This window comes from Actinocorallia sp. API 0066 (assembly GCF_020991275.1).
Taxonomy (GTDB): domain Bacteria; phylum Actinomycetota; class Actinomycetes; order Streptosporangiales; family Streptosporangiaceae; genus Actinocorallia.
On the sequence record NZ_JAJLQY010000002.1, the window covers coordinates 49,586 to 72,091 of the forward strand.

Sequence of the window (22,506 nt, forward strand, 5' to 3'; positions counted from 1 at the left end):
GGGCAACATGCATGTTGCACTCTTTATGCCGTGAGTGCCGTGGGTAAGAAGGTTTTCCGCTCTTATGTCGCACTCGGTGACAGCTTCACCGAGGGCCTGAACGACCCGTACCGTCCCGACGAGTACCGCGGCTGGGCCGACCGGCTCGCCGAGCACCTCGACGCCGCGCACCCCGGTGTGCTGTACGCCAACCTCGCCGTGCGGGGCAAGCTGCTCCACCAGATCGGCGCGGAGCAGGTGCCCGCGGCCGTCGCGATGAAGGCCGACCTGTACACGGTCTCGGCGGGCGGCAACGACATGATCCGTCCCGGCGCCGACCCGGACCGGCTCGCCGCCCGGTACCGCGACGTGCTCGCCGCGCTGCGCGGCACCGGCGCGGAGGTCGTCGTGTTCACTGGATTCGACCCGAAGTTCCGCGCGCTGAACGGCCGCGCGTCCGACGGGCGGTTCCGCGGCAGGGTCGCCACCTACAACATGCACATCCGGGCGATCGCCGACCGGCTCGGCCTGCGCGTGGTCGACCTGTGGTCGATGCCCGTGCTGGGCGCCGACCCGGCCTGGCACGAGGACCGGTTGCACCTCACCCCCGAGGGGCACCGCCGCCTGGCCCTGGCCGTCGCCGAGAACCTGGGCCTGCCCGTCGACGGCGACTGGCGCACCCCGTGGCCGGTGGCGCCCGCCAAGACCTGGCCGGAGGCCCGCCGCGACGACCTCCACTGGGCCCGCACCTACTTCGCCCCGTGGGTCCAGCGCCGTCTCAAGGGCACCTCCTCCGGCGACGGCCGCACCCCCAAACGCCCCGACCTCCGCCCCCTCTGACCCCACCCCCCGTCCCGCACGCCGCGCCCGCCAAGCGGCGCGGCGCAGGCCGCGAGTGACGCTTCGGGCCCGGCCCCGCATGATGGCGCGGCGGGCCGCGAGTGACGCTTCGGGCCCGGCCCCGCGTGGCGCGCGGGGCCGGGGGTGGCGGGTCAGGGGCGGCTGTGGCCGCGGACCGAGCGTTGGATGATCTTCCACTGGCGTTCGCGTTCGGCGCGCAGGCGGGCGTCGGTGCGCGAGGCCGCCCACTCGGCCTCGCGCTGGAGTTTGCGCCAGGACGCGAGACGGCGTTCGGGCAGGGCGCCGTCCGCGACGGCGGCCAGCACCGCGCAGCCCGGCTCGGACTCGTGCGCGCAGTCGGTGAAGCGGCACGCGTCCGCGAGGTCGGCGACGTCGGCGAACGTGCGGGCCACGCCCGCGCCGTCGGCGTGCAGCGCGATCGAGCGCAGCCCCGGCGTGTCGATGACGAGGCCGCCGCCCGGCAGGAGCAGCAGCTCCCGGTGGACGGTGGTGTGCCTGCCGCGCCCGTCGGCCGCGCGCACCTCGCCCGTCGCCATCGCCTCACGCCCGGCGAGCGCGTTCACGAGCGTGGACTTGCCCGCGCCCGACCTGCCGAGCACCACCGCCGTCTCGCCGGGCCCCGGACGCAGGCCGTCCAGCCCCGTTCCGGCGACGGTGGAGACCGCGACGACGTCGGCGCCCGGCGCCGCCCGCGCCACCAGGTCCAGCTCGGACTCGGCGAGCACGGTGCCCGCGAGGTCGGCCTTGGTGATGAGCACGACGGGGCGGGCCCCGCTCTCCCACGCCAGGGCGAGCAGCCGCTCGATCCTGCCGAGGTCGATCTCGGGCACGGCCGGTTCGGCGATGTAGACGATGTCCACGTTCGCCGCGAGCACCTGCCCGGACGAGACGCCCGGCGCGGCGGCCCCGCGCACGATCGCGGTACGGCGCGGCAGCACCTGCCGCACCCCGTCGGAGCCGACACCGACCCAGTCGCCCACACAGGGGCGCTGCCCGCGCGGAAGCCGGTAAGCCTCCTGGCGGGACCCCTCCAGGGACAGGACGGTGCAACCGCCCCGGTCGGCCCGGACCACACGGCCCGGCGTCAGCCCCTCTTCGAGCGAGGAGGAGAAGAACGCGTCGTAGCCGAGGCCGGACAGCGTGGAGAAGCCAGAAGCGGCAAAACGAGAAGAAGGAGAGAAATCCGTGTTGAAATCCGCGTTGAGATCCACCGAGGTGGCGCCTTTCGGAAACGGGCGCCGGCCGGAGCAGTCAGGCGGGCGCCGCGGGGAACGGGACCGTGGGCACGGTGGACACAGCGACGGTCTTCATGCGTTCCTCCCGAAGGCGTGGGCGGCCTGGTCGGCCGCGCTGCCGTCCACCCTAGGTCGGCGCGGCGGGCGGCGCCACCGATTAAATTCCCGCCGATCTTGTAGCGGAAAGTCATGGTTTGTCGCATAGTCGTGCGATGCTCACCCTGGTCTCGGTGTCCCCTGAGCCGTTCGCGCTGCGCCGCCGCACCGGCGACCTCGCCGAGGGGGCGGCCCGGCTGGCCGCCGACCTCGCCGCGGTGCCCGTCGCCGAGCTGCTCGCAGGCGCCAACCGGAGAGGGGTGCGCGGCGGCGCGACGAGCGCCTTCACCGGCATGCGCCCCGCCCCGGCGGACTGGTTCACCTTCGAGGACCGCGACGCCGACACCCGCGACTGGCACCCGCGCGGCCTCACCGGCGGGTGCGACGCGGGCCGGGACGCCGCCGCGTTCGTCGTGAGCTGGTGCTGGCGGCCCGGTGTCGCCGCCGAGGAGCGCGGCGTCCGCCTCACCTTCCTCGACCCGGAGACGGCGCGCTACCGGCACGTCCTGTGCGTGAGCGCCCGCCCCGACGGCACCTACGCGCCGCTGGACGTCCAGGCGGGCGGCATCGCCTGGGTCGACGACCTCCTGTACGTCGCCGACGCCACCTGCGGCCTGCGCGTGTTCGACCTGCGCCGGATCCTCGACCTCCGCTCCGTCCAGGACGACGTCGGCGACCACACGCTGTTCGGCCGCAGGGAAGGCAAGTACCACGCTTACGGCTACCGGTTCCTGCTCCCGGAAAGCGACCGGTGGAAGCCCGTCACCACAGGCGCCCACTTCTCCTTCGCCGCCGTCGACAGATCCACCTCGCCCCGGCACCTCGTGTGCGGCGAGAGCACCGAGGAGGGCGGCGACGTCGGGCGGCTGGCCCGCTGGCGGCTCACCGGAGACGGCGACCTCGTCGCGGACGCCGAGGGCCGCGCCGTCCCCGCCGACGCCTACCGCGCCCCGGGCCACCGCATCCAGGGCGCGGTCAGCCACGAGGGCCGCTGGTACCTCAGCCGGACGGGCCCCGGCCATACCCGAGGCACCCTCATCGAGACGGCCGTGGGCGACGCCCCCGAGGTCCGGGAGTTCCCGCACGCCCCCGAGGACGTCACCCTGTGGCGGGCCCGCCGCCAGCTCTGGAGCCTCACCGGGGGCCCGCGCCGCCGCGCCCTGTTCGCCGTCCCCCTCTGACCCCGGCCCCTCTGACCCGGGCCCCGTCACCCCGCTGACGGGAAATGTCAGACCCCGTCGGCACAATGGGCGGGTGCGGATCGCGGTGGCCTTCGGAGCGGAGGGAGACGGGGAGGTCCAGGCGCTCGACGGCACGGGCGGGCCGCGCCGGGTGCCGGATCTGGCGGCGGAGATCAGGGAGCTGGAGCGGACGGAGGGGCCGAGATGGGTGTGGGAGTCCACGGCACGCGATTACCCGAGGCTGCTCGCGGCGGGCGTGCGGGTGGCGCGCTGCCACGACGTGGAGCTGACCGAGGGGCTGCTGCTGGCGCGTGACGGCGTGTTCGGCGGGCCGCGTTCGGCCGCCGCCGTGCTGGCCCGGCGGCGCGGGGTCGAGCCGCCCGCCGACCGGCCGCGCGAGGACCAGCCGTCCCTGTTCGGCGGCGCGCCGCCGACCCCGCTGGCCGATGTCGTCGCCGCCTGGCGGGTCCAGGACGAGCGGCTGGGCGCGCTGCGCCTGCTGGCCGCCGCGGAGTCGGCGGGCGGTCTCGCCGCCGCCGAGATGAGCCACGACGGCGTCCCGTGGCGCGCCGACGCGCACGACGCGCTGCTCACCGAGCTGATCGGGCCGCGCCCCGCCCCCGGCATGCGCCCGCGCCTGCTCCAGAACCTCGCCGACAGCATCTCCGCCGCCTTCGGCTCACACGTGAACCCGGATTCGCCCCAGCAGCTCCTGAAGGCGTTCGCGCAGGTCGGCCACCCGGTCTCCTCGACCCGCAGGTGGGAGCTGCGCAAGGTGGACCACCCGGCCGTCCCGCACGTGCTGGAGTACAAGGAACTCGCCCGCCTGTACACCGCGCACGGCTGGTCGTGGCTGGACGCGTGGGTGCGGGACGGAAGGTTCAGGCCCGAGTACGTCGTCGGGGGAGTGGTCTCGGGAAGGTGGGCGAGCAACGGCGGCGGCGCGCTCCAGATCCCCAAGGTGCTGCGCCGCGCCGTCGTCGCGGACGAGGGCTGGTCGCTCGTCGTGGCGGACGCCGCCCAGCTGGAACCAAGGGTGCTGGCCGCCCTCGCGGGCGACGGCGCGTTCACCGAGGCCGCCGCCCAGGGCGACCTGTACGCGGCCCTCGCCGACGCCTTCCCCGAGACGCCCGGTGGCCCGTCCCGCCGCGACAAGGCGAAGATCGCGCTGCTGTCGGCGATGTACGGCGGCGGCACCGGCGAGGCGGTCGCGCTGCTCGCCGTGCTGCGCGCCCGCTTCCCCGCCGCCTTCGACTACGTGGAGGAGGCGGCCCGCGCGGGCGAGCGCGGCGCGTCGGTCAGCTCCCTGCTGGGCCGTGTCTCGCCGTCGGGCACCGCCGAGTACCGGGAGCTGATCACCACGGCCGAGGGCCGCAGGGCGGCGCTGTCGCGCGGCAGGTTCACCCGCAACTTCGTCGTCCAGGCGACGGCGGCCGAGTGGGCGCTCGCCCTCCTCGCCCTGCTGCGGCTGCGGCTGCGCGACAGACGGGCGCATCTCGTCTTCTACCAGCACGACGAGGTGATCGTGCACACGCCGGACGACGAGGTCGAGGAGGTGCGCGCGGCGGTCGCCGAGGCGGCGGGCGAGGCCACCGAGCTGCTGTTCGGAAGGACGCCGGTCGTCTTCCCGCTGCACACCTCGGTCGTGGCGAGCTACGCCGACGCCAAGTGAGGATGCGGGGAGCGCGGCCGGGGTAGGGGATCGCCATGGCTGACGAGAACCTCGACGACCTCCCCTCGCCCGAGCTGCACGCCAGGGCGGTGCGCCTGGCCAAGGAGCGGCACGACGTCGGCTTCCTGTGGGAGCTGCTGCGCTCGCTGCCCGCCGCCGAGGCCACCATCGGCGACATGGAGCGCAGCGAGACCGACATCATGCGGGTCTTCGGCCTGGTCACCGATCTCATCGGCGCGGGTGAGGAGCCCCTGGCCGACGCCCTCCGCCCCCTGTACCTCGACTACCTGAAAGCCCATCTCGGCGACGGGTAGCCCACCGAACAATCCGGGAGATTCCCGCCCAAGTAGGTAGGGTGAGGCCCTGGTGCGCGGGCGGGGAGGGGCCGGGGTGCGGATCGAGCAGCTGGAGTACCTCGCGGCGGTGACGCGCGCGGGTTCGCTGCGCCGCGCGGCCCGCGAGCTGCACGTGTCGCAGCCCGCGCTGAGCGAGACCATCCGCAACCTGGAGCGCGAGCTGGCGGTGACGCTGCTCGACCGCAGGCGCTCGGGCGCGGGCATCAGCGCCGACGGCCGCGAGCTGCTCCCGTACATCATGGACGTGCTGGAGGCGGTGGACCGGCTCGGCAGGGCGGCGGGCGAGCGCCGCGAGGGCGCCAGGACCGTCCGGCTCGGCACCGTCAACTCCGCGACCGTGCCGCTGCTGGCCCCCGCGATCCAGGCGTTCCGGCGCGGCCGTCCCGACGCGCGGGTGGAGGTGCTCCAGGCGCAGCAGGCCGACATCCACCGCCAGCTCCTCGAAGGCTCCCTCGATCTCGGCCTCGTCAACGCGCTCACCGGCGACGACCTCCCGCCCGACCTCGACAGCACCCGGCTGCTGCGCGGCCGGGTGGTGGCCTGTGTGCGCCCCGGCGGGCCGCTCGCCGCGCTCGCCGAGGTGGGCCCCGGCGACCTGCTCGCCGAGCCCCTCATCGTCATGCGCGCCGGATACCTCATGCACCGGTACGTGCACCGGCTGTTCGGCGGGCGCACACCCCCGTACTCCTACTCGGCCGACGGCGCCGAGATGGGCAAGCTGCTCGTCGCCGAGGGGCTCGGCGCCACGCTGCTGCCGGACTTCAGCGTGGTCGGCGACCCGTTGGAGCGGGCGGGCGTGATCACCGTGCGGCCGCTCGCCGATCCGGCGGCCGACGTGGCCCTCTACCTCCAGACGCGGCGTTCCCCGCGCGTCCCCGGCGCCGTCGCCGAGCTGCACCGGGCGCTGGTGCGGCAGGCGGCGCGCGCCGGATCAGCCGGGCCGCACGGCGGTGGTGACGCGCAGCCGGGTCCGCAGGACGACCTCCTCCCCCTCGACGGCGGGTGACAGCGCCGCGTAGGCGGCCTCCCGCGCCTCGTCCAGCCGCTCGGTGGGGATCGACTCCAGCAGCCCGCGCATCCCGTGCGTCCACAGCCACCGCCACACGTGGTCGAGGTCGCTGAACCGCGTCTCGACGGGCACCTCGGTGATCTCCACCGCTTCCCACAGGGTGAGAAGCGCGCGGATCTCCTCCGGCTTCTCGAACCTGTCGGCTGGGCGCTCGCCCTGGCCGGGTGGGCAGAGCGCCGCGAGCGCCTTCACGGTGCCGCCGAAGACGGGATCGTGCCGCGCGAACGTGCTGAACGCGAGCCGTCCGCCGGGGCGCAGCACCCGCGTGTAGGCGGCCAGCGCCTCCTCCGGCACGGGCAGGAAGAACAGGACGAGCCCGGCGAGGACGACGTCGAACGTGCCGTCCGGGAAGTCCGGTTCGGCGGCGTCGCCCAGCGCGACCGACACCCAGGGCAGGTCGGCGGCGGCCTCGGCGGTGCGGGCCACCATGCCGGGCGCGAGGTCGGTGCCGACGACGGTGCCGCGCGGGCCCGCCGCCGCGGCCGCCGGGAACAGCACGTGGCCGCGCCCGCAGCCGACGTCGAGCACCCGCTCGCCCGGCGCCACCCCGGCGCGCTCGACCAGCGCCCGCCCCATCGGCGCGAAGTACTCGACGCCGAGCTCCTCGTACGACTCGGCGGTCTTGTCGAACAGCGCGGCCACCGCCGCCTTGGCCTCGGAAGCGTTCATGTCCCGCATCCTGGCACGCCCCACCGACAGAACAAGACACGGCCCGGGGGCGGCCGCTCCCGACGAAGTCGGGGTCGCGAAGCGGCCGTTCTCCGGGCCCATCGAACACGGGTGATACCGGGCGGACCGGGCGGAACCGCGGATGTGCGGTCAGCGGGGGGTCAAGGCGCGGTACGGGCTCGGCCATGACGGCACCGCCGTGCCGCGCCGCCCGCGATTCTGCCTAGCGCCCGACCCATCCGTCGTCACGCGAAGGGGACACCCGATGCACACAGCGAGGACGGCCGCCGCGGCCGCGCTGCTCGTCCTGCTCGTCGGCGCCGCGCCCGCCCACGCGGCGCCCGCGCCGCCCGCCAAGCCCGAGGGGCTGCTGGCCGAGGTCACCTCGGTGCTCGGGGACTTCTTCTGCACCGTCTTCGACTCCTGCGGCCGCAAGCCGCAGGGCAAGCCGAAGAAGCCGCGCGGGATCAAGCCGAAAAAACCCGGCATGCCCGCCAAGCGCACCGGCCCGGAGGCGGCCGCTCCCGACGAAGTCGGGGCCGCGAAGCGGCCGACCTCCGGGCCCATCGAACACGGTTCCGTCGGCACCGCCCTGAACCCCGCCGAGCTGGGCCTGCCCGGCTACGGTCCGTCGCCTTGGACCTGGCCTTACGACCCGCCCGTCGTCGTCTCCTGACGGCCGTCGCGCTTCGCCGCCCGTCCTCCGCTCAGCGGGGGGCGGGCGAGTCGTCGGTGGGGCCGCCCTCCGGGGCCGCCGGGCGCGGGGCCGGGATCAGGGCGCCGTTCCCCTGGGCGGGCGAGGCGAGGTCGGTGACGGTCTTGCGTAGGGCGGCCAGTTCGCCCCGGAGCGACCTGAGTTCCTCGATCACGAGCGCGTCAGCGGACTGTTCACGACGGTCCAGTTGGTCGAGACCCTCCTGGATGTCGCCGAGCACCTCGGGTTCCATCGCGCTCACGGTGATGGCGATGAACAGGTTCAGGATCACAAAGGTCGAGATCAGGATGTAGACCAGGAAGAACGCCCAGGCCCACGGGTGGGCGTCCATGAGGGGCCGGGCGACGTCGGACCAGCCGTCGCCCGTCATGATCTGGAACAGGGTGAAGGCGGAGGCGCCGAGGTCGCCGAACTGCTCGTCGTCGGTGGAGGCGAACAGCCGCGTCGCCATGACGGCGGCGACGTAGAGGATCAGCCCGAGCAACGCCGTGATCGACATCAGGCCCGGAATCGCCGTGAGCAGCGCCGTCACCACCCGCCGCATGCTCGGCACGACGGAGATGAGCCGCAGCGCGCGCAGCACCCGCAGCGACCGCAGGATGGCCAGCGAGCCCGACGCGGGCACCAGCGCGACGCCGACGATCGCGAGGTCGAAGCAGTTCCACGGGTCGCGGAAGAACCGCAGCCGGTGCGCGTACAGCCGCAGCCCCAGCTCGACCACAAAGACGGCGAGCGCGACCCGGTCGACGAGGTGCAGGAGGTCCCCGTACCTGTCGAGGAGGCGCGGTGACGTCTCGCAGCCGAGCGTCACCGCGTTGACGACGATGACGGCGGCGATGAACCGCTGGAAGGCGCGGGCGTCGACCAGCGCCCGGATCCGGTCGCGCGTCACAGGAACGTCAGCCGGAACGCCTGGTCGAGCTGGAGCGCGGCGAGCGCGAGCCCGACGGTGGTCATGCCGGTACCGAGCAGGATCATCGGGCCGGTCACCCGGTTGCGGTCGGGGGCGCGCACGAGCAGCGCCCGCACTCTCCCGACGACGCCGGAGTCGGCGAAGGCCGGGAACGGTCCTGGCGCGGCGGGCTGCTGGAGCAGCGCGACCCGCGCGATGGTCCGGGCGACGTGCTCGCGGTCCCCGACGGCGTCAGCGGCGTCCTCGTCGGCCCAGCGCTCGATCGCGAACCGCAGCCGGGCGCGCAGCGGCCGCAGCACGGGCACGCAGGCGGCGGCGAGCGCGGCGGTGGCGAGGTACCGGTGGTGGCCGTGCCGCAGGTGCGACCCCTCGTGCTCGAAGACGACCCGCAGCTCGCTCGGGTCGAGCGCGGTGAGCAGGCCGCGCGAGGCGAGCACGCCGCCGTTGCGGCCCGGCACGGCGACGGCGATGGGCACGTCGGTCTCCAGCACGGCGCGCGAGGTCTCCTCGGCCCGCCGCACCTCGGCGGCGGCCCGCAGCGTGACGGTCAGGGCGGTCGCGAGAAGCGCCGTGAACAGCACCACGGCCGGGACGCCGAGCGCCGCCGGGATCGGCGTGTCGTCGCCGATCAGCGCCCACTCGGGGAGCTGGTTCGCGATCTTCGGGAAGAGGCTCGCGCCGAAGTTCACCGCGACGAAGAAGAGGGTCCCGGCGGTGGCCAGGAGGGTGCTGGCGGCGACGGTGCCGAGGACCCGGGCCGACCACATGGGGTGCAGGGGGAGCGGCGCGAGGCCCAGGATGACGGAGAACGCGAGGGTGAGCGCGGCGGGGAGGAACGTCCAGGTCGTCACGGCCCGTCCTTCCCGAGTATCTGCCGCAGCGCGGCCTCCTCGTCGGCGGTGAGGGTCTTGACGAACTGGCTGAGCACGTTGAAGGAGTCGCTGGCGTAGCGCAGGTGGTCGTGCATCCGGTCGGCGACCAGGCGCGCCTCGTCCACGGCGATCCGGTAGCGGAACGACCTGCCGTCGCGTTCGCGGGTGACGAGGCCCTTGTCGTGCAGGCGGAACAGCACGGTGTTGATGGTGGTGTAGGCGGGGTCGCCGGGGATGCGGGCCTGGAGTTCGGCGGTGGAGAGCGCGAGTTCGGGCGAGTCGGAGAGCGCGGCGAGGATCTCGGCTTCGAGCTGCCCCAGCTGACGTCTCCGCGGCACGGTCAACTCCCTGGTCGTCGAAGGATCACCAGCACAAACTACAGATGTAGTTGTCGGTAACAAACTACGGATGTAATAGTAGCGGGGAAAATGATCGCCGGCCGTGCCGTTCACCGGTGCGGGGGAGGGATTCTTCGTGATCTTCAAGAGAGTGCTGGGCTCACTCGGGATCGGCGGGCCGACCGTCGACACCGTTCTGCACACGCCGTCGTGCGTACCCGGCGGTGCCCTGCGCGGGGAGGTGCGCGTGCAGGCCGCGGACTACGACGTCGAGTTCCAGCGGATCAGCCTCGGCCTCGTCACCCGGATGGAGGTCGAACACGGCGACGGCGAGGCCGTCGGCGACGTCGAGTTCTTCAAGGTGGACGTCTCCGGCGGCTTCAGGCTCAAGGCAGGGCAGTCCACCGCCGTGCCGTTCGAGCTCGCCGTCCCGTGGGAGACCCCGGTGACCGCCGTCTACGGGACGCCGCTGCACGGCATGTCCATGGGCGTGCGCACCGAGCTCGCCGTCGCGGCGGGCGTCGACAAGGGCGACCTCGACGCGTTCGCGGTGACGCCGCTGCCGTCCCAGGAGGCGGTGCTCGACGCGTTCGGCGCGCTCGGCTTCCGCTTCAAGGGCGCCGACGTCGAGCACGGCAGGCTGCACGGTGTGGACCAGCGGCTGCCGTTCTACCAGGAGATCGAGTTCTACCCGCCGCCGCAGTACCAGGGCACGATCAACGAGGTCGAGCTGACGTTCGTCGCGGACCCGTGGAACCTGACCGTGGTCCTGGAGGCCGACAAGCGCGGCGGGCTGTTCAGCGAGGGCCACGACGCGTTCGGCCGCTTCACCGTCGCGCACGCCGACGCCGCGCACACCGACTGGACGGCGCAGATCGCGTCCTGGCTGGACGCGGTCGGCTCCCACGGCTCCCACGGCTCCCACGGCGGCTACGGGGCGCAGGGCGGGCACTTCGCGCCCCCGCACCAGCCGCACTACGGCCACCACGACCCGCACGGCCACGGCCAGCACGGGCACGGCGACCACGGGCACCACGGCGGCGGCGGGCCCGGCTGGGGCGGTGTCGCGGCGGGCGTCGCGGGCGGCATGGTCGCCGGGTACGTCGCGGGCGAGGTGTTCGACGAGGTCTTCGGCGACGACGAGGACTCCGAGGACTGACCCGCGACGGGACGTGAACGGAACGGCCTCCGTCCCGTTCTTCCGGGGGGACGGAGGCCGTTGTCGAGCGGCTGCTAGCAGGGGCCGTTGTCGCGCCAGACGCCCCACTGGCCGGTGGTCCCCGGCTCCTCGCCGAGGGTCCACCACTGGGCCGTGTAGTTCCTGCCGTTGCGGGAGACGCGGTCACCGCCGGTGTAGGTGGTGGTGGCGCTCCAGGTGGGCTCGCAGTCGCCCGGCGGGTCCGTCGGGGTGCCGGTCGGGGTCGGCGTCGGGGTGACGACCGCGCCGTCCCGGCTGAGGTCGCCGGCGAGCGCGTACAGTTTGCCGCCGACGCTCACGGTCCAGTTCGACGGTGTGGAGACGGGCAGGTAGTAGACGAGCGCGACGTCTGCCGATCCGCCGGGCGGGATCGAGGTGTGGCCCGGCAGCTTCAGCGAGACCCGGTGGAAGTCGCCGTCGAGCCCGCCGACGTTGTTGCCGGTGTGGTCGCTGCGCACGATCGAGGTCGTCCAGCCCGACCAGTTGTTGACGAGCGCGGAGGTCGAGGTGGCGAAGTCGGCCTGGAACTCGGTGCCGCCCGGCAGTGTGGTGTCGGTGTTGTTGGTGATTTTTACCTTGGGGTTGATCGGGTAGTTGTTGTCGCCGATGGGGAACTCACCGAAGCTGACCGAGATGTCGAGCTTCTCCTCGGGCAGGTCGATCGTGCTCTTGGTGTTGCCGTACGGCGGGGCGTTCTTGAACTTGTCGTACATCAGGGACGAGAGCGTCGATCCCATCTCGTACTGCCCCTTGGCGGCGTTCCACGCGTAGTCGCCCGCCAGCTCCCACATCATCGTGCCGCCGATGCCCCGGTCGATGACATAGTCGGCCTTGGCCGCGACGGACTGCTCGTCCTCGGTGGACAGGAACACCTTCTTGGTGGGGTTCCAGAGCCAGGGCGCCACCAGCGTCGTGCTGTAGTGCCGCGTGTAGTCGCCCTGCAGGGTGGCGTCACCCAGGCCGTAGTCGTCCAGGTAGTCGCCGAGGATGCCGTTCTCCAGGTTCTTGGCGTGCCACATCGGGTTCGACCCGGCGGGGCTCTCGTTGCCGTTGTCGTCGAGGTCGTGCCAGAGGTTGTCGATCCCGACGGCGCCGTCCCCGCACGCGGTGAGGCCGGACCCCGCCGGACAACTGCTGCTCGGCGCGGTGCCCCACAGGCCGTTCGTGCCGCCCGTGACGTTCTTGAACCCGCGCGTGTAGTACGGCAGGCCGATGTTGATCCGGCCCGCGGGCATCGAGCCCCGGAAGTAGTGGTAGGCCCAGTCGGTGTTCAGGTAGCCGATGCCGCCGTACTGGGACGTCCCGTACACGTTGGACGCGGCGAGCTCGGCGTCGGCGCCGTCGTCGAACAGCGCCGCGTTCGGGCCGACGTACCTGTTCCAGGCGCCGTGCAGGTCGTAGGACATGATGTTGACGTAGTCGAGGTACTGGGCGGTCTGGTAGGTCTCCATGCCGCGCAGGAGGTAGCCGGACGAGGGCGCGGCTGCCGTCAGCAGGTAGTGCTTCCCGTCCTGCTCGCCGGCCCGGTCGAGCTTCTCCCGGAGCGTCTTCATGAGGACGGCGTAGCTCCGGTTGAGCGCGGCGCGGCGCGGGTTGGCGAAGCTCCAGTCGAGCGGGTTGCCCGAGTCGGCCATCGAGGACGGGTACTCGTAGTCGATGTCCAGGCCGTTGAACCCGTAGGCGCGCAGGAAGGCGACGGACGAGTCCGCGAACGCGGTGATGCCCGCGGTGTTGACGCTGTTGTCGGCGTTCGTGGTCATCCGGTAGAAGCCGCCGGACGCGACACGGTCGCCGTCCTCGTCGAAGTGGCCTCCGGTCTCGGCCCAGCCGCCGACCGAGATCAGCGTCTTGACGTCCGGGTACTGGCGCTTGAACTTGGTGAGCTGGTTGAAGTGGCCCTTGTAGGGCAGGGCGGGGTCCATCGTGACGCCGTCCCACGTCATCCCGGTGCTCGGGTTGTCCGGGGTGTCCGCGCCGACCGAGATCCGGTTGTCGGCGCCGACATGGGCGAAGGCGTAGTTCAGGTGGGTCACCTTGTCCCACGGGATGTCGTCCACCAGGTAGGACGGCGTGCCGTTCTTGCCGGTGCGCCAACTGGTGAAGTACCCGATGACGCGCCGCTTGTGGTCGGCGCCCATCTTCTCACGGCCGTCGGTGTCGTAGACGGTGCAGTAGGGGACGGTGACGCCCGGCGTGGTGTAAAGGCCGTCGGGGCGACATGAGGAGTCGTCGGCGCCGGCGCCGGTGCTCGGAAGGCCGAGCGCGGCGGCGGCGAGAGCGAGTGCGGCACCCGCCGCGACGAGCGCGGAACGCAAGCGGAAGGCCATCGGCCCACCTCCAAAACTGCGGTGCTGACTGGACGTGGCCCCGGCCCCCGCAGGGTCGGCCTCACGCTAAGCAAGGCGCCTCGGAGGGGTCAACGGTTTCTTTTAATTAAGTTTCCTTTTTATTGTTGTTTAGGGCGCGCATAAGGTGACGCGGCAGGAGAACGCCTTTTCACGGGCCTGACTCGGCTTCAACGGGCATGGCTCGGCGCCCGCCCGGGGTTCGGGCGGGCGCTCGCGGGCGCTCACACGACGGTCAGAGGTACTGGCCCATGGGGATGTCCAGCGGTTTGACCGGGTTGTCCGGGAGGTCGTCCAACAGCAGGGTGCGGACGTCCGCCGGGATCTCCTCGGTGGTGATGCGCCGGGCCTGGAGCGAGCGGGCCCGGTCCAGGAGGTTGCGCATCAGCCTCGCGTTGCCGAACGACGGGCCCCGCGGCGTCGCCCGCAGGATCTCGCCGAGCCGTCCGGGGATGCGCTCGTCCAGCGTCAGGCCCGCCTCCCCGGCCATGAAGGTGAAGATGGCCACGAGGTCATCGTCCGTGTAGTCCGGGAACGCGAGGACCGTCGGGAAGCGGGAGGCGAGGCCCGGATTGAAGTCCAGGAACCGCAGCATCTCGCCCTCGTACCCGGCGACGATCACCACGAGGTCGGAGCGGTGCTCCTCCATCAGCTTGAGCAGTTCGGCGACGGCCTCGTGCCCGTAGTCCTGGTAGGAGTCGGCGGGCGTCAGCGAGTACGCCTCGTCGATGAACAGCACACCGCCGAGCGCCCGTTCGACGGCGGCCCGCACCCGTGGCGCCGTCTGCCCGATGTACTCGCCGACGAGGTCGGCCCGCGACACCTCGACCAGGTGCCCCGACGACAGCAGCCCCAGCTTGGCGTAGACGGCGGCGACGAGCCGCGCGATCGTGGTCTTGGCGGTGCCGGGGTTGCCGGTGAAGACCATGTGCCGGGTGGGCGAGGAGATCGGGATGCCCGCCTCGCGCCGCAGCTTCTCCGCCTTGGCCTCGGCGACGAGCAGGTGCACCTCCTGCTTGACCGCCTCAAGGCCGATGAGCGCGTCGATCTCGGCGAGCGGGTCGCCCGGCAGGTCGATCCGCCCGGTGGCGGCCAGGGTGTGCGGGAGGTCCTCGGGCAGGATCTCGTCCAGCGACTCGGTGTCGTCCACGACGCCGTCCTGGAGCACCCGCCGGGACTGGAGCGCGATGGCCCGGTCGAGCAGGCCCGTCATGAGGCGCGCGTTGGTGCCGCGTCGGCCCGCCTTGACCAGGGCGCGCACCCGGTCCAGCACGCCGTCGGCGAGCGCGAACCCGCTCTCGGCGGCCTTGACCCGGAACACCTCGACCAGCTCCTCCTCGGTGAGGTCGGGGAACCGGACGACCTTCGTGAACGAGCGGGAGAGGTCGGCGTCGCCCTTGAGCAGGCCGTTGATCGCGGCGTCCGGGCCGGAGAGCACCACAACGAGCTCGTCGGAGTGCGCCTGGATCGAGGCGAGCAGGACGTCGAGGGCCTCCCGGTCGCGCGGGGACTCCGAGGTGCCCAGGCTGTGCGCGTCGGCGATCATCAGCACCCCGCCCAGCGCCCGCTCGACGGCCCGGCGCACCTTCGGCCCGCTCTCGCTGGTGTACTCGCCGACAAGATCGGCCCGGTCCACCTCGACCAGGTGCCCGGTGGACAGCACACCCAGTTCGGCGTAGATCCGGCCGAGGATGCGGGCGACACGGCTCTTGCCGGTGCCGTGGTTGCCGGTGAAGACCAGGTGCCGGGGCCGGGACGGCACCGCCATGCCCGCCGCACGCCGCATCTTCGCCGCCTTGGCCTCGGCGACGAGCGCGGCGATCTCCCGCTTGACCGGCTCGATGCCGACGCAGGCGGCGAGTTCGGCGAGCGGGTCGGCGGTGGCGTCGCCGCCGGGCACCAGCCGTTGCGGCAGGTCCTTGGCGGTGACCCGGCCCGCGCGCCGGGCCGCCGCCGCGGCGACCGCCTGGTCGGCGAGGAACTCCACGAGCCGCGCGTTGCGCAGGTTGAGCAGCGGCGGCGTGCGGGACAGCAGCACGCCCGCCGTGGCCGCGACCGACCTGGCGACGTTCATCTCCCGCGCCCGCACCGCGCGCACAAAAAGCTCGGTGTACTCGGCTTCGCCGAAGTCGCGGGTGCGCGCCAGGCGCAGCAGCCGGACCAGGCCCGGGTTGCCCGCGAACAGCCGCTCCTCGCCGCCGGGGCGGGCGAAGGCAAGCACGTGCAGTGTGGGGTTGCGGCCCATGAGCCGCCGCAGCTCCTCCAGGACGGACGGCCCGCACCGCTCGTAGGTGAGCAGCTTGTCCAGGTTCTCGAAGACCAGGAGCTGCCGCCCCTCCAGGCACTCCTTGACGCGCGCCTGGATCCACAGGACGCCGTCGGAGAGGGTGAGCGAGGGGAACACCTGGTCCGACACCCACAGCGCCTCGCGGATGCGGCCGGACTCGACGAGCGCCTTCTCCAGCACCTCGGCGCCGGTGCCCTTGCCGGTGCCCTCCGGCCCGGCGACGAGCAGCCGGACCGGCCCCTCGCCGTCCAGCGCGGCGCCGATCGCCTTGACCAGTTCCGGCTGGCCGACCAGGGCCTTGGCCGGGACGTCGTAGGGCTCGGGCGGGTTCTCCTCGGCGCCGGTGACGACGGGCGCGTCCCGCCGGAACCGCTCCACGAGCGCGTTCGGCACCACGGTGCGGCGGCCGAACAGGCGGCGCAGATCGGCCTGGAACCAGCGGACCGGCGTGTGCATGGCCGGGTGCGCGGCCGCCTCGGGCAGCCCCTGGACGCAGCCCGTGATCCGGACGGCCATGTCGAGCCAGGCCCGGCAGGCGTCGGCCTCCCCGGCGACCAGCAGCCGGGACAGCCAGCCGCGCAGGCCCTGCTGCCAGCTCTCCAGCGACCACTCCGGCTGGAGCGCGGCCATCCGGTCGGTGACGTTCTCGTACCTGCCGCTGCCGAGCGCCATCGCCAGGTCGGCGGGCGGCGCGGACTGCCCGGCCTGGAGCAGCAGCCGGGCCAGCGCCGTCTCCACGGGGTCGGTGCCGACGACGGCGGCCAGCCGCTCGTGCGCGGCCACGAACCCTTCGGCCGCCCACCGGAGGTAGCCGACGGTCCCGGAGAGCTCCGGCAGCACCGCCAGCTCCTCCGGGAGGGCGCGGGCGGCCCAGATCCCGGCGAGATCCCCGATCGGGACAGCCGCGTCCTGCTCGGCGTCGCGCCGCTCGTGCAGCGCGATCAGGGCGCGGCGGCGGGCGTCCAGCGGCGCCAGGCCCTCGAAGACGTCGAGCGCCTCGCGGGCGAGGGTGAACATCAGCGCGCGCTTGTCGGCGTCGGCGGCGGCGGGGTCGCTCAGCCACAGCGACGGGGGCCGCCACCGGCCGGACTGGCTGAACCAGGAGACGGTGTCGCGGACGGCGGGCTCGGGGTTGGCCAGGAACGACAGCAGCAGCTCGTAGTCCATGTCCCCGCGGGTGCCGGCCCGGACGGCGGAGGCACCCATGAGGAAGGTGATGAGGGAGAACAGCTCGGCCCCGAGGACCGAGGTGTCCTCGGCGTAGAAGCTGGTGAGGGACTGGGCGAGTTCCTTGCCCCGATCGTCGGCCGCGAACGCCTGGGCCCGTGCGGTGAGCTCCTCGATCAGGCCGTCCGGCACCCGCCAGGGGCCGTGGGCGTAGACGTCGAAGACGGGCTCATCCGTGACCAGCAGTTCGAGATGTTCGGGCAACCGGGGGATTGTCACTCTGCCAACCCTACGCCCGCTTCAGGGAGGTGCGGACGCGTGATAAGCGCTGGCCTGGAGGCCGTAGAGATCGGCGTAGAGACCCCCTTCGGCCAGCAGGCTCAGGTGGTCGCCCTGCTCCACGATCCGGCCTTTCTCCAGCACGTAGACGCGGTCGGCCATGCGGACGCTGGCGAGCCGGTGGGTGATCAGCAGCACCGTCCGGCCGCGCGCGTGCTCCCTGATCCGCTCGAACAGCGCGTGCTCGGCGCGGGCGTCCAGCGCCGCCGAAGGCTCGTCGCAGATGAGCAGCGGCTCGTCCCGGTAGAAGCCGCGCGCGGCGGCGAGCCGCTGCCACTGGCCGCCGGACAGCTCGGCGCCGCCGTCGAAGCGCCGGTCGAGCAGCGTGTCGTAGCCGCGGGCGAGGGCGGAGATCACCTCGTCGGCCCCGGAGGCGACGACGGCCGCGTCCACCGCCTCGGCGACGTCGGGCCTGCCCATGGTGACGTTCTGCCGCGCCGTCATGGGCCAGTGCGTGTGGTCCTGGGCGACGACGGCGATGCGCTCGCGCAGCAGCTCGGAATCGACCCTGGCGAGCGGCACCTCGTCCCACAGGACCCGGCCGGACTCCGGGGCGTACAGCCCGGCGAGGATCTTGGCGAGCGTCGTCTTGCCGGAGCCGTTCTCGCCGACCAGCGCGACGATCTCGCCGCGCCGCAGCTCGACGGTGACGCCGCGCAGGGACGGCTCGTCGGCCCCCGGATAGGTGAAGGTGACCTCCTCCGCGCGGATGAGGCCGAACCGGGAGGGCGCCGGGAGCGGCTGGGCCGCGCGGACGGGCACCCGTTCCGCCGCGCGGGTGCAGAACCGCAGATAGTCCGCGAAGTACAGGCCCTCCTCGTAGCACCGGTTGACGGCGTAGACGAGGTTGGCCAGGGAGGTGCGGCCCGTCCTGATCGCCAGGACGGCGGCGCCGGCGACGGGCAGCGGCACCGCGCCCCGCCACAGCAGGAACCCGAGCGCCACGTAGACCAGCGTCCCCGCGAGGCCCTGGAGCGCGTCGCCCACCACCCGGGTGGCGGACTGGCGGCGGGCGAGGTCGAGTTCGACCTCGCGCTCGTGTGTGGCGAGGTCGTCGTACTGGCGCAGCAGCACGTCCCGGACGGTGAAGGAGCGGACCTCGGCGGCCTGCGTCCGGTTGGTCATGAGATCGGAGAGGATGCCGCGCCTGCGGCGGCTGGCCACCAGCGTCAGGATGGTGATGTAGCGCATCCGGGCGGCCCGCACCGAGGCCCAGGCCAGCGGCAGCGCGGTGAGCAGGAGCAGCGGCAGCAGCGCCGGGTGCAGCACGCCGAGCGCGCCCGCCGCGGCGGCCAGGCCGACCAGCCCGGTGATCAGGTCGATGGTGTGCCGGACCATGGACGGCGCGGCGATCATGCCGCGGGTCTCGGCGCGTTTGAGGTCGTCGAGGAAGTCGGGGTCGTCCAGGGCGGCGAGGTCGACGGCGGTGCTCAGCCGGTAGAGCCGCATCTCGACGATGAGGTCGATCTGTGGTTCGAGCCTGGCCTGTGCCCATCCGGCGCCCGCCTGGAGCGCGCCCTGGAGGGCGAAGGCGGCGGCCACGAGGACGAGTGAGGGCAGCGCCTCGCGCACCCGCTCGGGTGTGGGCGCCGCGGAGAACAGGGCGGTGAGAACGCCCGTGGTGGCCAGCAGGCCGAAGGCGGTGAACAGCCCGGCGAGGACGTTGAGGCCGATGGTGGCGGCGGTGTCGCGCGGGCTGGCCCGCCAGGCGAGCGCGAGGGCCTGGCCGATGAGCGCGGGCAGCCGGCGCGCCACCCGCAGCAGGCCGGTCTCGGCGAGTTCGGCGGTGTGCGCCGTCCAGCGGTGCTCGGACAGTTCGGGCAGTTCGGGCAGGTTGTCGGGGGCGGGCCTGGCGGCCCTCGTTTTCTTCCGGTGGAAACGAGAAAGAATCCGCATGGTACTCCTGACGCCGTTTTGTGATCCCAGTGTCACTCGGCGGTATGACATTTCCGGGGGGCTGGTCCTACGGGGGAGGGTCATGTAACCGATGCGCCAGGTCGATGCGCGTCGTTCGCCCTTCTCGTACCTTTGGACCTGCATCGCCGATATGAGGAGACCGAAGTGGTTTACGCTCCCCCGTCCACGAGCGAGCCGCCGCCGGGACCGCCGCGCCGCCGCCGGAAGCGGCACATCGCGCTCGCGGTCCTGGTGGTCCTCGCGCTGCTCCTGGGCGTCGGCTACTTCAGCCTGGACGGCAGGCTCCAGCGTGAGGAGGCGCTGCCCGACTACGCCGGGCGCGTCGAGGACACGCCGGGCACCAACTGGCTGATCGTCGGGTCCGACAGCCGTGAGGGCCTCACGGCCGAGGACCGCAAGAAGCTCAGGACCGGCAAGGCCGAGGGCAAGCGCACCGACTCCATCATGCTGCTGCACGTCGGCGACAACGGCACGACGCTGGTGAGCGTCCCGCGCGACTCCTACGTCAACATCCCCGGCAAGGGCATGAACAAGATCAACGCCGCCTACGCCTTCGGCGGCCCGGCCCTGCTGGCCCGGACGGTCGAGGAGGCGACGGGCGTCCACATCGACCACTTCGCGGAGATCGGCTTCGGCGGGTTCGTCGGCGTGGTGGACGCGGTCGGCGGCGTCGACATCTGCGTGAAGAAGCGGCTCAGGGACCCCAAGGCGGGCCTGAACCTCAAGAAGGGCTGCCAGACCCTGGACGGCGCCCAGGCGCTCGGGTACGTGCGGACCCGCCAGTTCGCCAACGGCGACCTGGACCGGATCAAGAACCAGCGCGAGTTCTTCGCCGCCCTGATCGACAAGGCGACGTCGCCCGGCACCCTGCTCAACCCGTTCCGCAGCATCCCGCTGGCCTGGAACTCCACCGGCAACTTCACCGTGGACGAGGGCTCCTCGCTGCTGGACCTCACCCGGATGATGCTCGCGATGCGCGGCCTTTCCGGCGGTGACGGCAGGACGCTGAGCGTGCCGTTCGGCAGGTTCGGTTCGGGCGCCGTGGGCAGCTACGTCGTATGGGACGAGACCAAGTCCAAGGCCCTCTTCGAGGCACTTCGCACCGATTCGCCCGTCCCGGACGGCCTCAAGTGATTTTTTAACATCTGGGCGTGGGTAACCGGCTACACACGGGGAATCACTCCGGGTGACCGTGTGTGGACCGAAGGTGTGGTTGTCATGATCAAGAAGTATCTCAAATGGGGCAGTATCGCGTTCGTCGTCTGGTACATCGTCAACCGTCCCGACGGCGCCGCCGGGGTCGTCCAGGGGACCCTCAACGGACTCGGTGGCGCCGCCGACTCACTCTCGACGTTCATGACGAGCGCCATCCCCTGACACGACGCATTCGACGGGGCCTCGGGATCTTCGGAACCCGGGGCCCCAGTCGTGCCTTCCACGTCTTACGATGGGCCCGGAAACGGGTGGCGATGAAGCCACACGAAAGTCTCTTTGCGGACATCCATCGGTGGGCACAACTGAATCGGGTCAGTGTGTCACAGCGTACTTAAGGGACGGCACGCATGTTGAACAATAGGAACGTCCGTCTGTTGGCTATCGCCTTCGTCGCGTTCTACTTGCTGAGCCAGCCCGCTGCGGCGGCCGAGGTGGTGAACAACGCGTTCTCCGCGATCGGTGACGCGGGAACCCAGCTCGCCACGTTCGTCAACAGGCTGGGTACCTGACACCTCACCCGGACGTCTCCGTCTTACCGGGGGTCCGTAGGATCACCGCATGAGTGCTCTCGATGTGGAGATCGGATCCCTCCAGGGTGGGCCGGCCGAGCTCGGCCGGTACCAAGGCAAGGCCGTACTCGTGGTCAACGTCGCCTCCAAGTGCGGTCTCACCCCCCAGTACGCGGGGCTGGAGGAACTCCAGAAGAAGTACGCCGAGCGCGGGTTCACCGTTCTCGGCGTGCCCTGCAACCAGTTCCTGGGCCAGGAGCCCGGGACCGCCGAGGAGATCGCCACCTTCTGCTCGACGTCCTACGGCGTCACGTTCCCGCTCACCGAGAAGGTCGAGGTGAACGGGCCGGGACGCCACCCCCTGTACACCGCCCTCGTGGACGTCGCCGACGCCACGGGGCACACCGGCGACATCCGCTGGAACTTCGAGAAGTTCCTCATCGCGCCGGACGGCGCCGTCACCCGCTTCTCGCCCCAGGTCGAGCCGGACGACGACGCGCTCGTCGCCGCGATCGAGGCGGCGCTCCCGTCCTGACGCCCGCCGCCGCCCGTCCGGCCCGCCGCCCTTGCCGTCTGCTGGACGGCGGGTCTAAGTTCACTTGCCACGGCGAAAGGGGCAGGAACGATGGGCTGGACGGCTGCGGACATCCCCGACCTGGGCGGCAGGCGCGCGATCGTCACCGGCGCCAACAGCGGCCTGGGCCGGTGGACGGCGCTGGAGCTGGCGCGGCACGGCGCGGACACCGTCCTGGCGTGCCGCAACCCCGCGCGCGGTGAGGCCGCCGTCGCGGAGATCGTGCGGCAGGTCCCCGGCGCCCGCGTCTCGCTCGGCGTGCTCGACCTCGCCGACCTGTCCTCGGTGCGCGCCTTCGCCGCCGAGCAGGCCAAGGAGCCGCTCGACCTGCTGGTGAACAACGCCGGCGTGATGGCGATCCCGCGCGCCACCACAGCGGACGGCTTCGAGGCACAGTTCGGCACCAACCACCTGGGCCACTTCGCTCTCACCGGCCTGCTGCTCCCCGCCCTCCTGGAGCGGCCCGACGCCCGTGTCGTGACGGTGTCGAGCTTCGCGTCCAACCTCGTCCGCCGCCTCGACTTCACCGACCTCCAGGGCGAGCGCCACTACAGCAAGTGGGGAGCCTACGGCCGCGCCAAGCTGGCGAACCTCCTGTTCGTCAGCGAGCTGAACCGCAGGGTGCCCGACGTCCTCAGCCTTGCCGCCCACCCCGGCTACGCCAACACCGAGCTGACGGCCAACTCGGCGAAGTCCAGCGGCAGCAGGATCGAGGCGCTCACCTACACGGCGGGCCGGATCCTCGCCCAGTCCGGCAGGGCGGGCGCGCTGCCCACGCTGCGGGCCGCCGTCGATCCGGCGGCGCGCGGCGGCGACGCCTACGGGCCGCGCCTGGTCGGGTGGGGCGCGCCGGTCCGGGCGCCGGTGCACGCCCGCGGCGGCGACGCCGAGCAGGGCGGGCTGCTGTGGGAGGCGTCGGAAGAGCTCACCGGAGTGCGCTACCCCTGAACGATTCTTCGTTCCGGGCCGGAACGACGCAAGGATCTGGGGTCAGGACGC

At 72.5% G+C, this 22,506-nt stretch carries 20 protein-coding genes; 12 read left to right on the forward strand and 8 right to left on the reverse strand.

Annotated features, from left to right (window positions below; translation table 11 throughout):
- Positions 1-39 precede the first annotated feature (39 nt).
- A complete protein-coding gene (locus LO762_RS05065) occupies positions 40-819 on the forward strand; it encodes an SGNH/GDSL hydrolase family protein (RefSeq protein WP_374201539.1) in 780 nt (259 codons plus the stop codon).
- Positions 820-971: 152 nt separating this feature from the next.
- Here LO762_RS05065 and rsgA read toward each other — a convergent pair whose 3' ends face one another.
- Entirely contained in the window at positions 972-2,051 is a 1,080-nt protein-coding gene (gene rsgA, locus LO762_RS05070; RefSeq protein ID WP_230612955.1) for a ribosome small subunit-dependent GTPase A, read from the reverse strand.
- A 236-nt stretch (positions 2,052-2,287) separates the two neighbouring features.
- On the opposite strand from rsgA, the gene LO762_RS05075 reads away from it, so the two are divergent.
- The 4 genes from LO762_RS05075 (at position 2,288) to LO762_RS05090 (ending at position 6,386) form a co-directional block, all read left to right on the forward strand.
- Positions 2,288-3,352 carry a hypothetical protein gene (locus LO762_RS05075; protein ID WP_230612956.1) on the forward strand — a complete coding sequence of 355 codons (1,065 nt, stop codon included), beginning with the start codon at positions 2,288-2,290 and terminating at the stop codon, positions 3,350-3,352.
- A 73-nt stretch (positions 3,353-3,425) separates the two neighbouring features.
- Positions 3,426-5,024: a bifunctional 3'-5' exonuclease/DNA polymerase gene (locus tag LO762_RS05080; protein WP_230612958.1), complete on the forward strand. Its 1,599-nt coding sequence runs from the start codon at positions 3,426-3,428 to the stop codon at positions 5,022-5,024.
- Positions 5,025-5,059: 35 nt separating this feature from the next.
- Complete coding sequence (locus tag LO762_RS05085; RefSeq protein ID WP_230612960.1) at positions 5,060-5,338, forward strand: hypothetical protein; 279 nt, start codon at positions 5,060-5,062, stop codon at positions 5,336-5,338.
- A 76-nt stretch (positions 5,339-5,414) separates the two neighbouring features.
- Positions 5,415-6,386 (forward strand): LysR family transcriptional regulator, encoded by a 972-nt coding sequence (locus LO762_RS05090; protein ID WP_230612962.1) that lies wholly within the window; start codon positions 5,415-5,417, stop codon positions 6,384-6,386.
- Here the strand turns inward: LO762_RS05090 and LO762_RS05095 are convergent.
- Entirely contained in the window at positions 6,312-7,118 is an 807-nt protein-coding gene (locus tag LO762_RS05095; protein ID WP_230612965.1) for a class I SAM-dependent methyltransferase, read from the reverse strand. The genes LO762_RS05090 and LO762_RS05095 overlap by 75 nt on opposite strands.
- A 265-nt stretch (positions 7,119-7,383) precedes the next feature.
- On the opposite strand from LO762_RS05095, the gene LO762_RS05100 reads away from it, so the two are divergent.
- Positions 7,384-7,794 carry a hypothetical protein gene (locus LO762_RS05100; protein ID WP_230612967.1) on the forward strand — a complete coding sequence of 137 codons (411 nt, stop codon included), beginning with the start codon at positions 7,384-7,386 and terminating at the stop codon, positions 7,792-7,794.
- 31 nt (positions 7,795-7,825) lie between these two features.
- Here the strand turns inward: LO762_RS05100 and LO762_RS05105 are convergent, their stop codons facing one another.
- From LO762_RS05105 to LO762_RS05115, 3 genes are read right to left on the reverse strand one after another with little or no spacing between them, the layout of a single operon-like run.
- Positions 7,826-8,725 carry an ion transporter gene (locus LO762_RS05105; protein ID WP_230612968.1) on the reverse strand — a complete coding sequence of 300 codons (900 nt, stop codon included), beginning with the start codon at positions 8,723-8,725 and terminating at the stop codon, positions 7,826-7,828.
- Complete coding sequence (locus LO762_RS05110; RefSeq protein ID WP_230612970.1) at positions 8,722-9,597, reverse strand: M56 family metallopeptidase; 876 nt, start codon at positions 9,595-9,597, stop codon at positions 8,722-8,724. The genes LO762_RS05105 and LO762_RS05110 overlap by 4 nt, the downstream gene beginning before the upstream one ends.
- On the reverse strand, positions 9,594-9,956 hold the full coding sequence (locus LO762_RS05115) for a BlaI/MecI/CopY family transcriptional regulator (protein ID WP_308103363.1): 363 nt from the start codon (positions 9,954-9,956) through the stop codon (positions 9,594-9,596). Before LO762_RS05115 ends, LO762_RS05110 begins: the two co-directional genes overlap by 4 nt.
- A 136-nt stretch (positions 9,957-10,092) precedes the next feature.
- Between LO762_RS05115 and LO762_RS05120 the strand changes: the two genes are divergently transcribed.
- Entirely contained in the window at positions 10,093-11,115 is a 1,023-nt protein-coding gene (locus LO762_RS05120) for a sporulation protein (protein WP_230612972.1), read from the forward strand.
- A gap of 74 nt (positions 11,116-11,189) precedes the next feature.
- Here LO762_RS05120 and LO762_RS05130 read toward each other — a convergent pair whose 3' ends face one another.
- From LO762_RS05130 to LO762_RS05140, 3 genes are all read right to left on the reverse strand, one after another.
- Entirely contained in the window at positions 11,190-13,481 is a 2,292-nt protein-coding gene (locus LO762_RS05130) for a chitinase C-terminal domain-containing protein (protein ID WP_374201533.1), read from the reverse strand.
- 253 nt (positions 13,482-13,734) lie between these two features.
- Complete coding sequence (locus LO762_RS05135) at positions 13,735-17,217, reverse strand: AAA family ATPase (RefSeq protein ID WP_230612974.1); 3,483 nt, start codon at positions 17,215-17,217, stop codon at positions 13,735-13,737.
- 36 nt (positions 17,218-17,253) lie between these two features.
- Entirely contained in the window at positions 17,254-19,188 is a 1,935-nt protein-coding gene (locus tag LO762_RS05140; protein ID WP_230612975.1) for an ABC transporter ATP-binding protein, read from the reverse strand.
- Between the two features lie 165 nt (positions 19,189-19,353).
- Here LO762_RS05140 and LO762_RS05145 point away from each other — a divergent pair, with 165 nt between their 5' ends.
- From LO762_RS05145 to LO762_RS05165, 5 genes are all read left to right on the forward strand, one after another.
- Entirely contained in the window at positions 19,354-20,343 is a 990-nt protein-coding gene (locus LO762_RS05145; protein WP_230612977.1) for an LCP family protein, read from the forward strand.
- Positions 20,344-20,427: 84 nt separating this feature from the next.
- The gene (locus LO762_RS05150) at positions 20,428-20,586 is read left to right on the forward strand and encodes a hypothetical protein (RefSeq protein ID WP_230612979.1); all 159 of its coding nucleotides are present in this window, start codon (positions 20,428-20,430) and stop codon (positions 20,584-20,586) included.
- Positions 20,587-20,771: 185 nt separating this feature from the next.
- Positions 20,772-20,933, forward strand: coding sequence for a hypothetical protein (locus tag LO762_RS05155; RefSeq protein WP_230612981.1), 162 nt, complete (start codon positions 20,772-20,774; stop codon positions 20,931-20,933).
- Positions 20,934-20,982: 49 nt separating this feature from the next.
- Complete coding sequence (locus tag LO762_RS05160) at positions 20,983-21,468, forward strand: glutathione peroxidase (protein WP_230612983.1); 486 nt, start codon at positions 20,983-20,985, stop codon at positions 21,466-21,468.
- A gap of 90 nt (positions 21,469-21,558) precedes the next feature.
- Complete coding sequence (locus tag LO762_RS05165) at positions 21,559-22,455, forward strand: oxidoreductase (protein ID WP_230612985.1); 897 nt, start codon at positions 21,559-21,561, stop codon at positions 22,453-22,455.
- Positions 22,456-22,506: the final 51 nt, after the last annotated feature.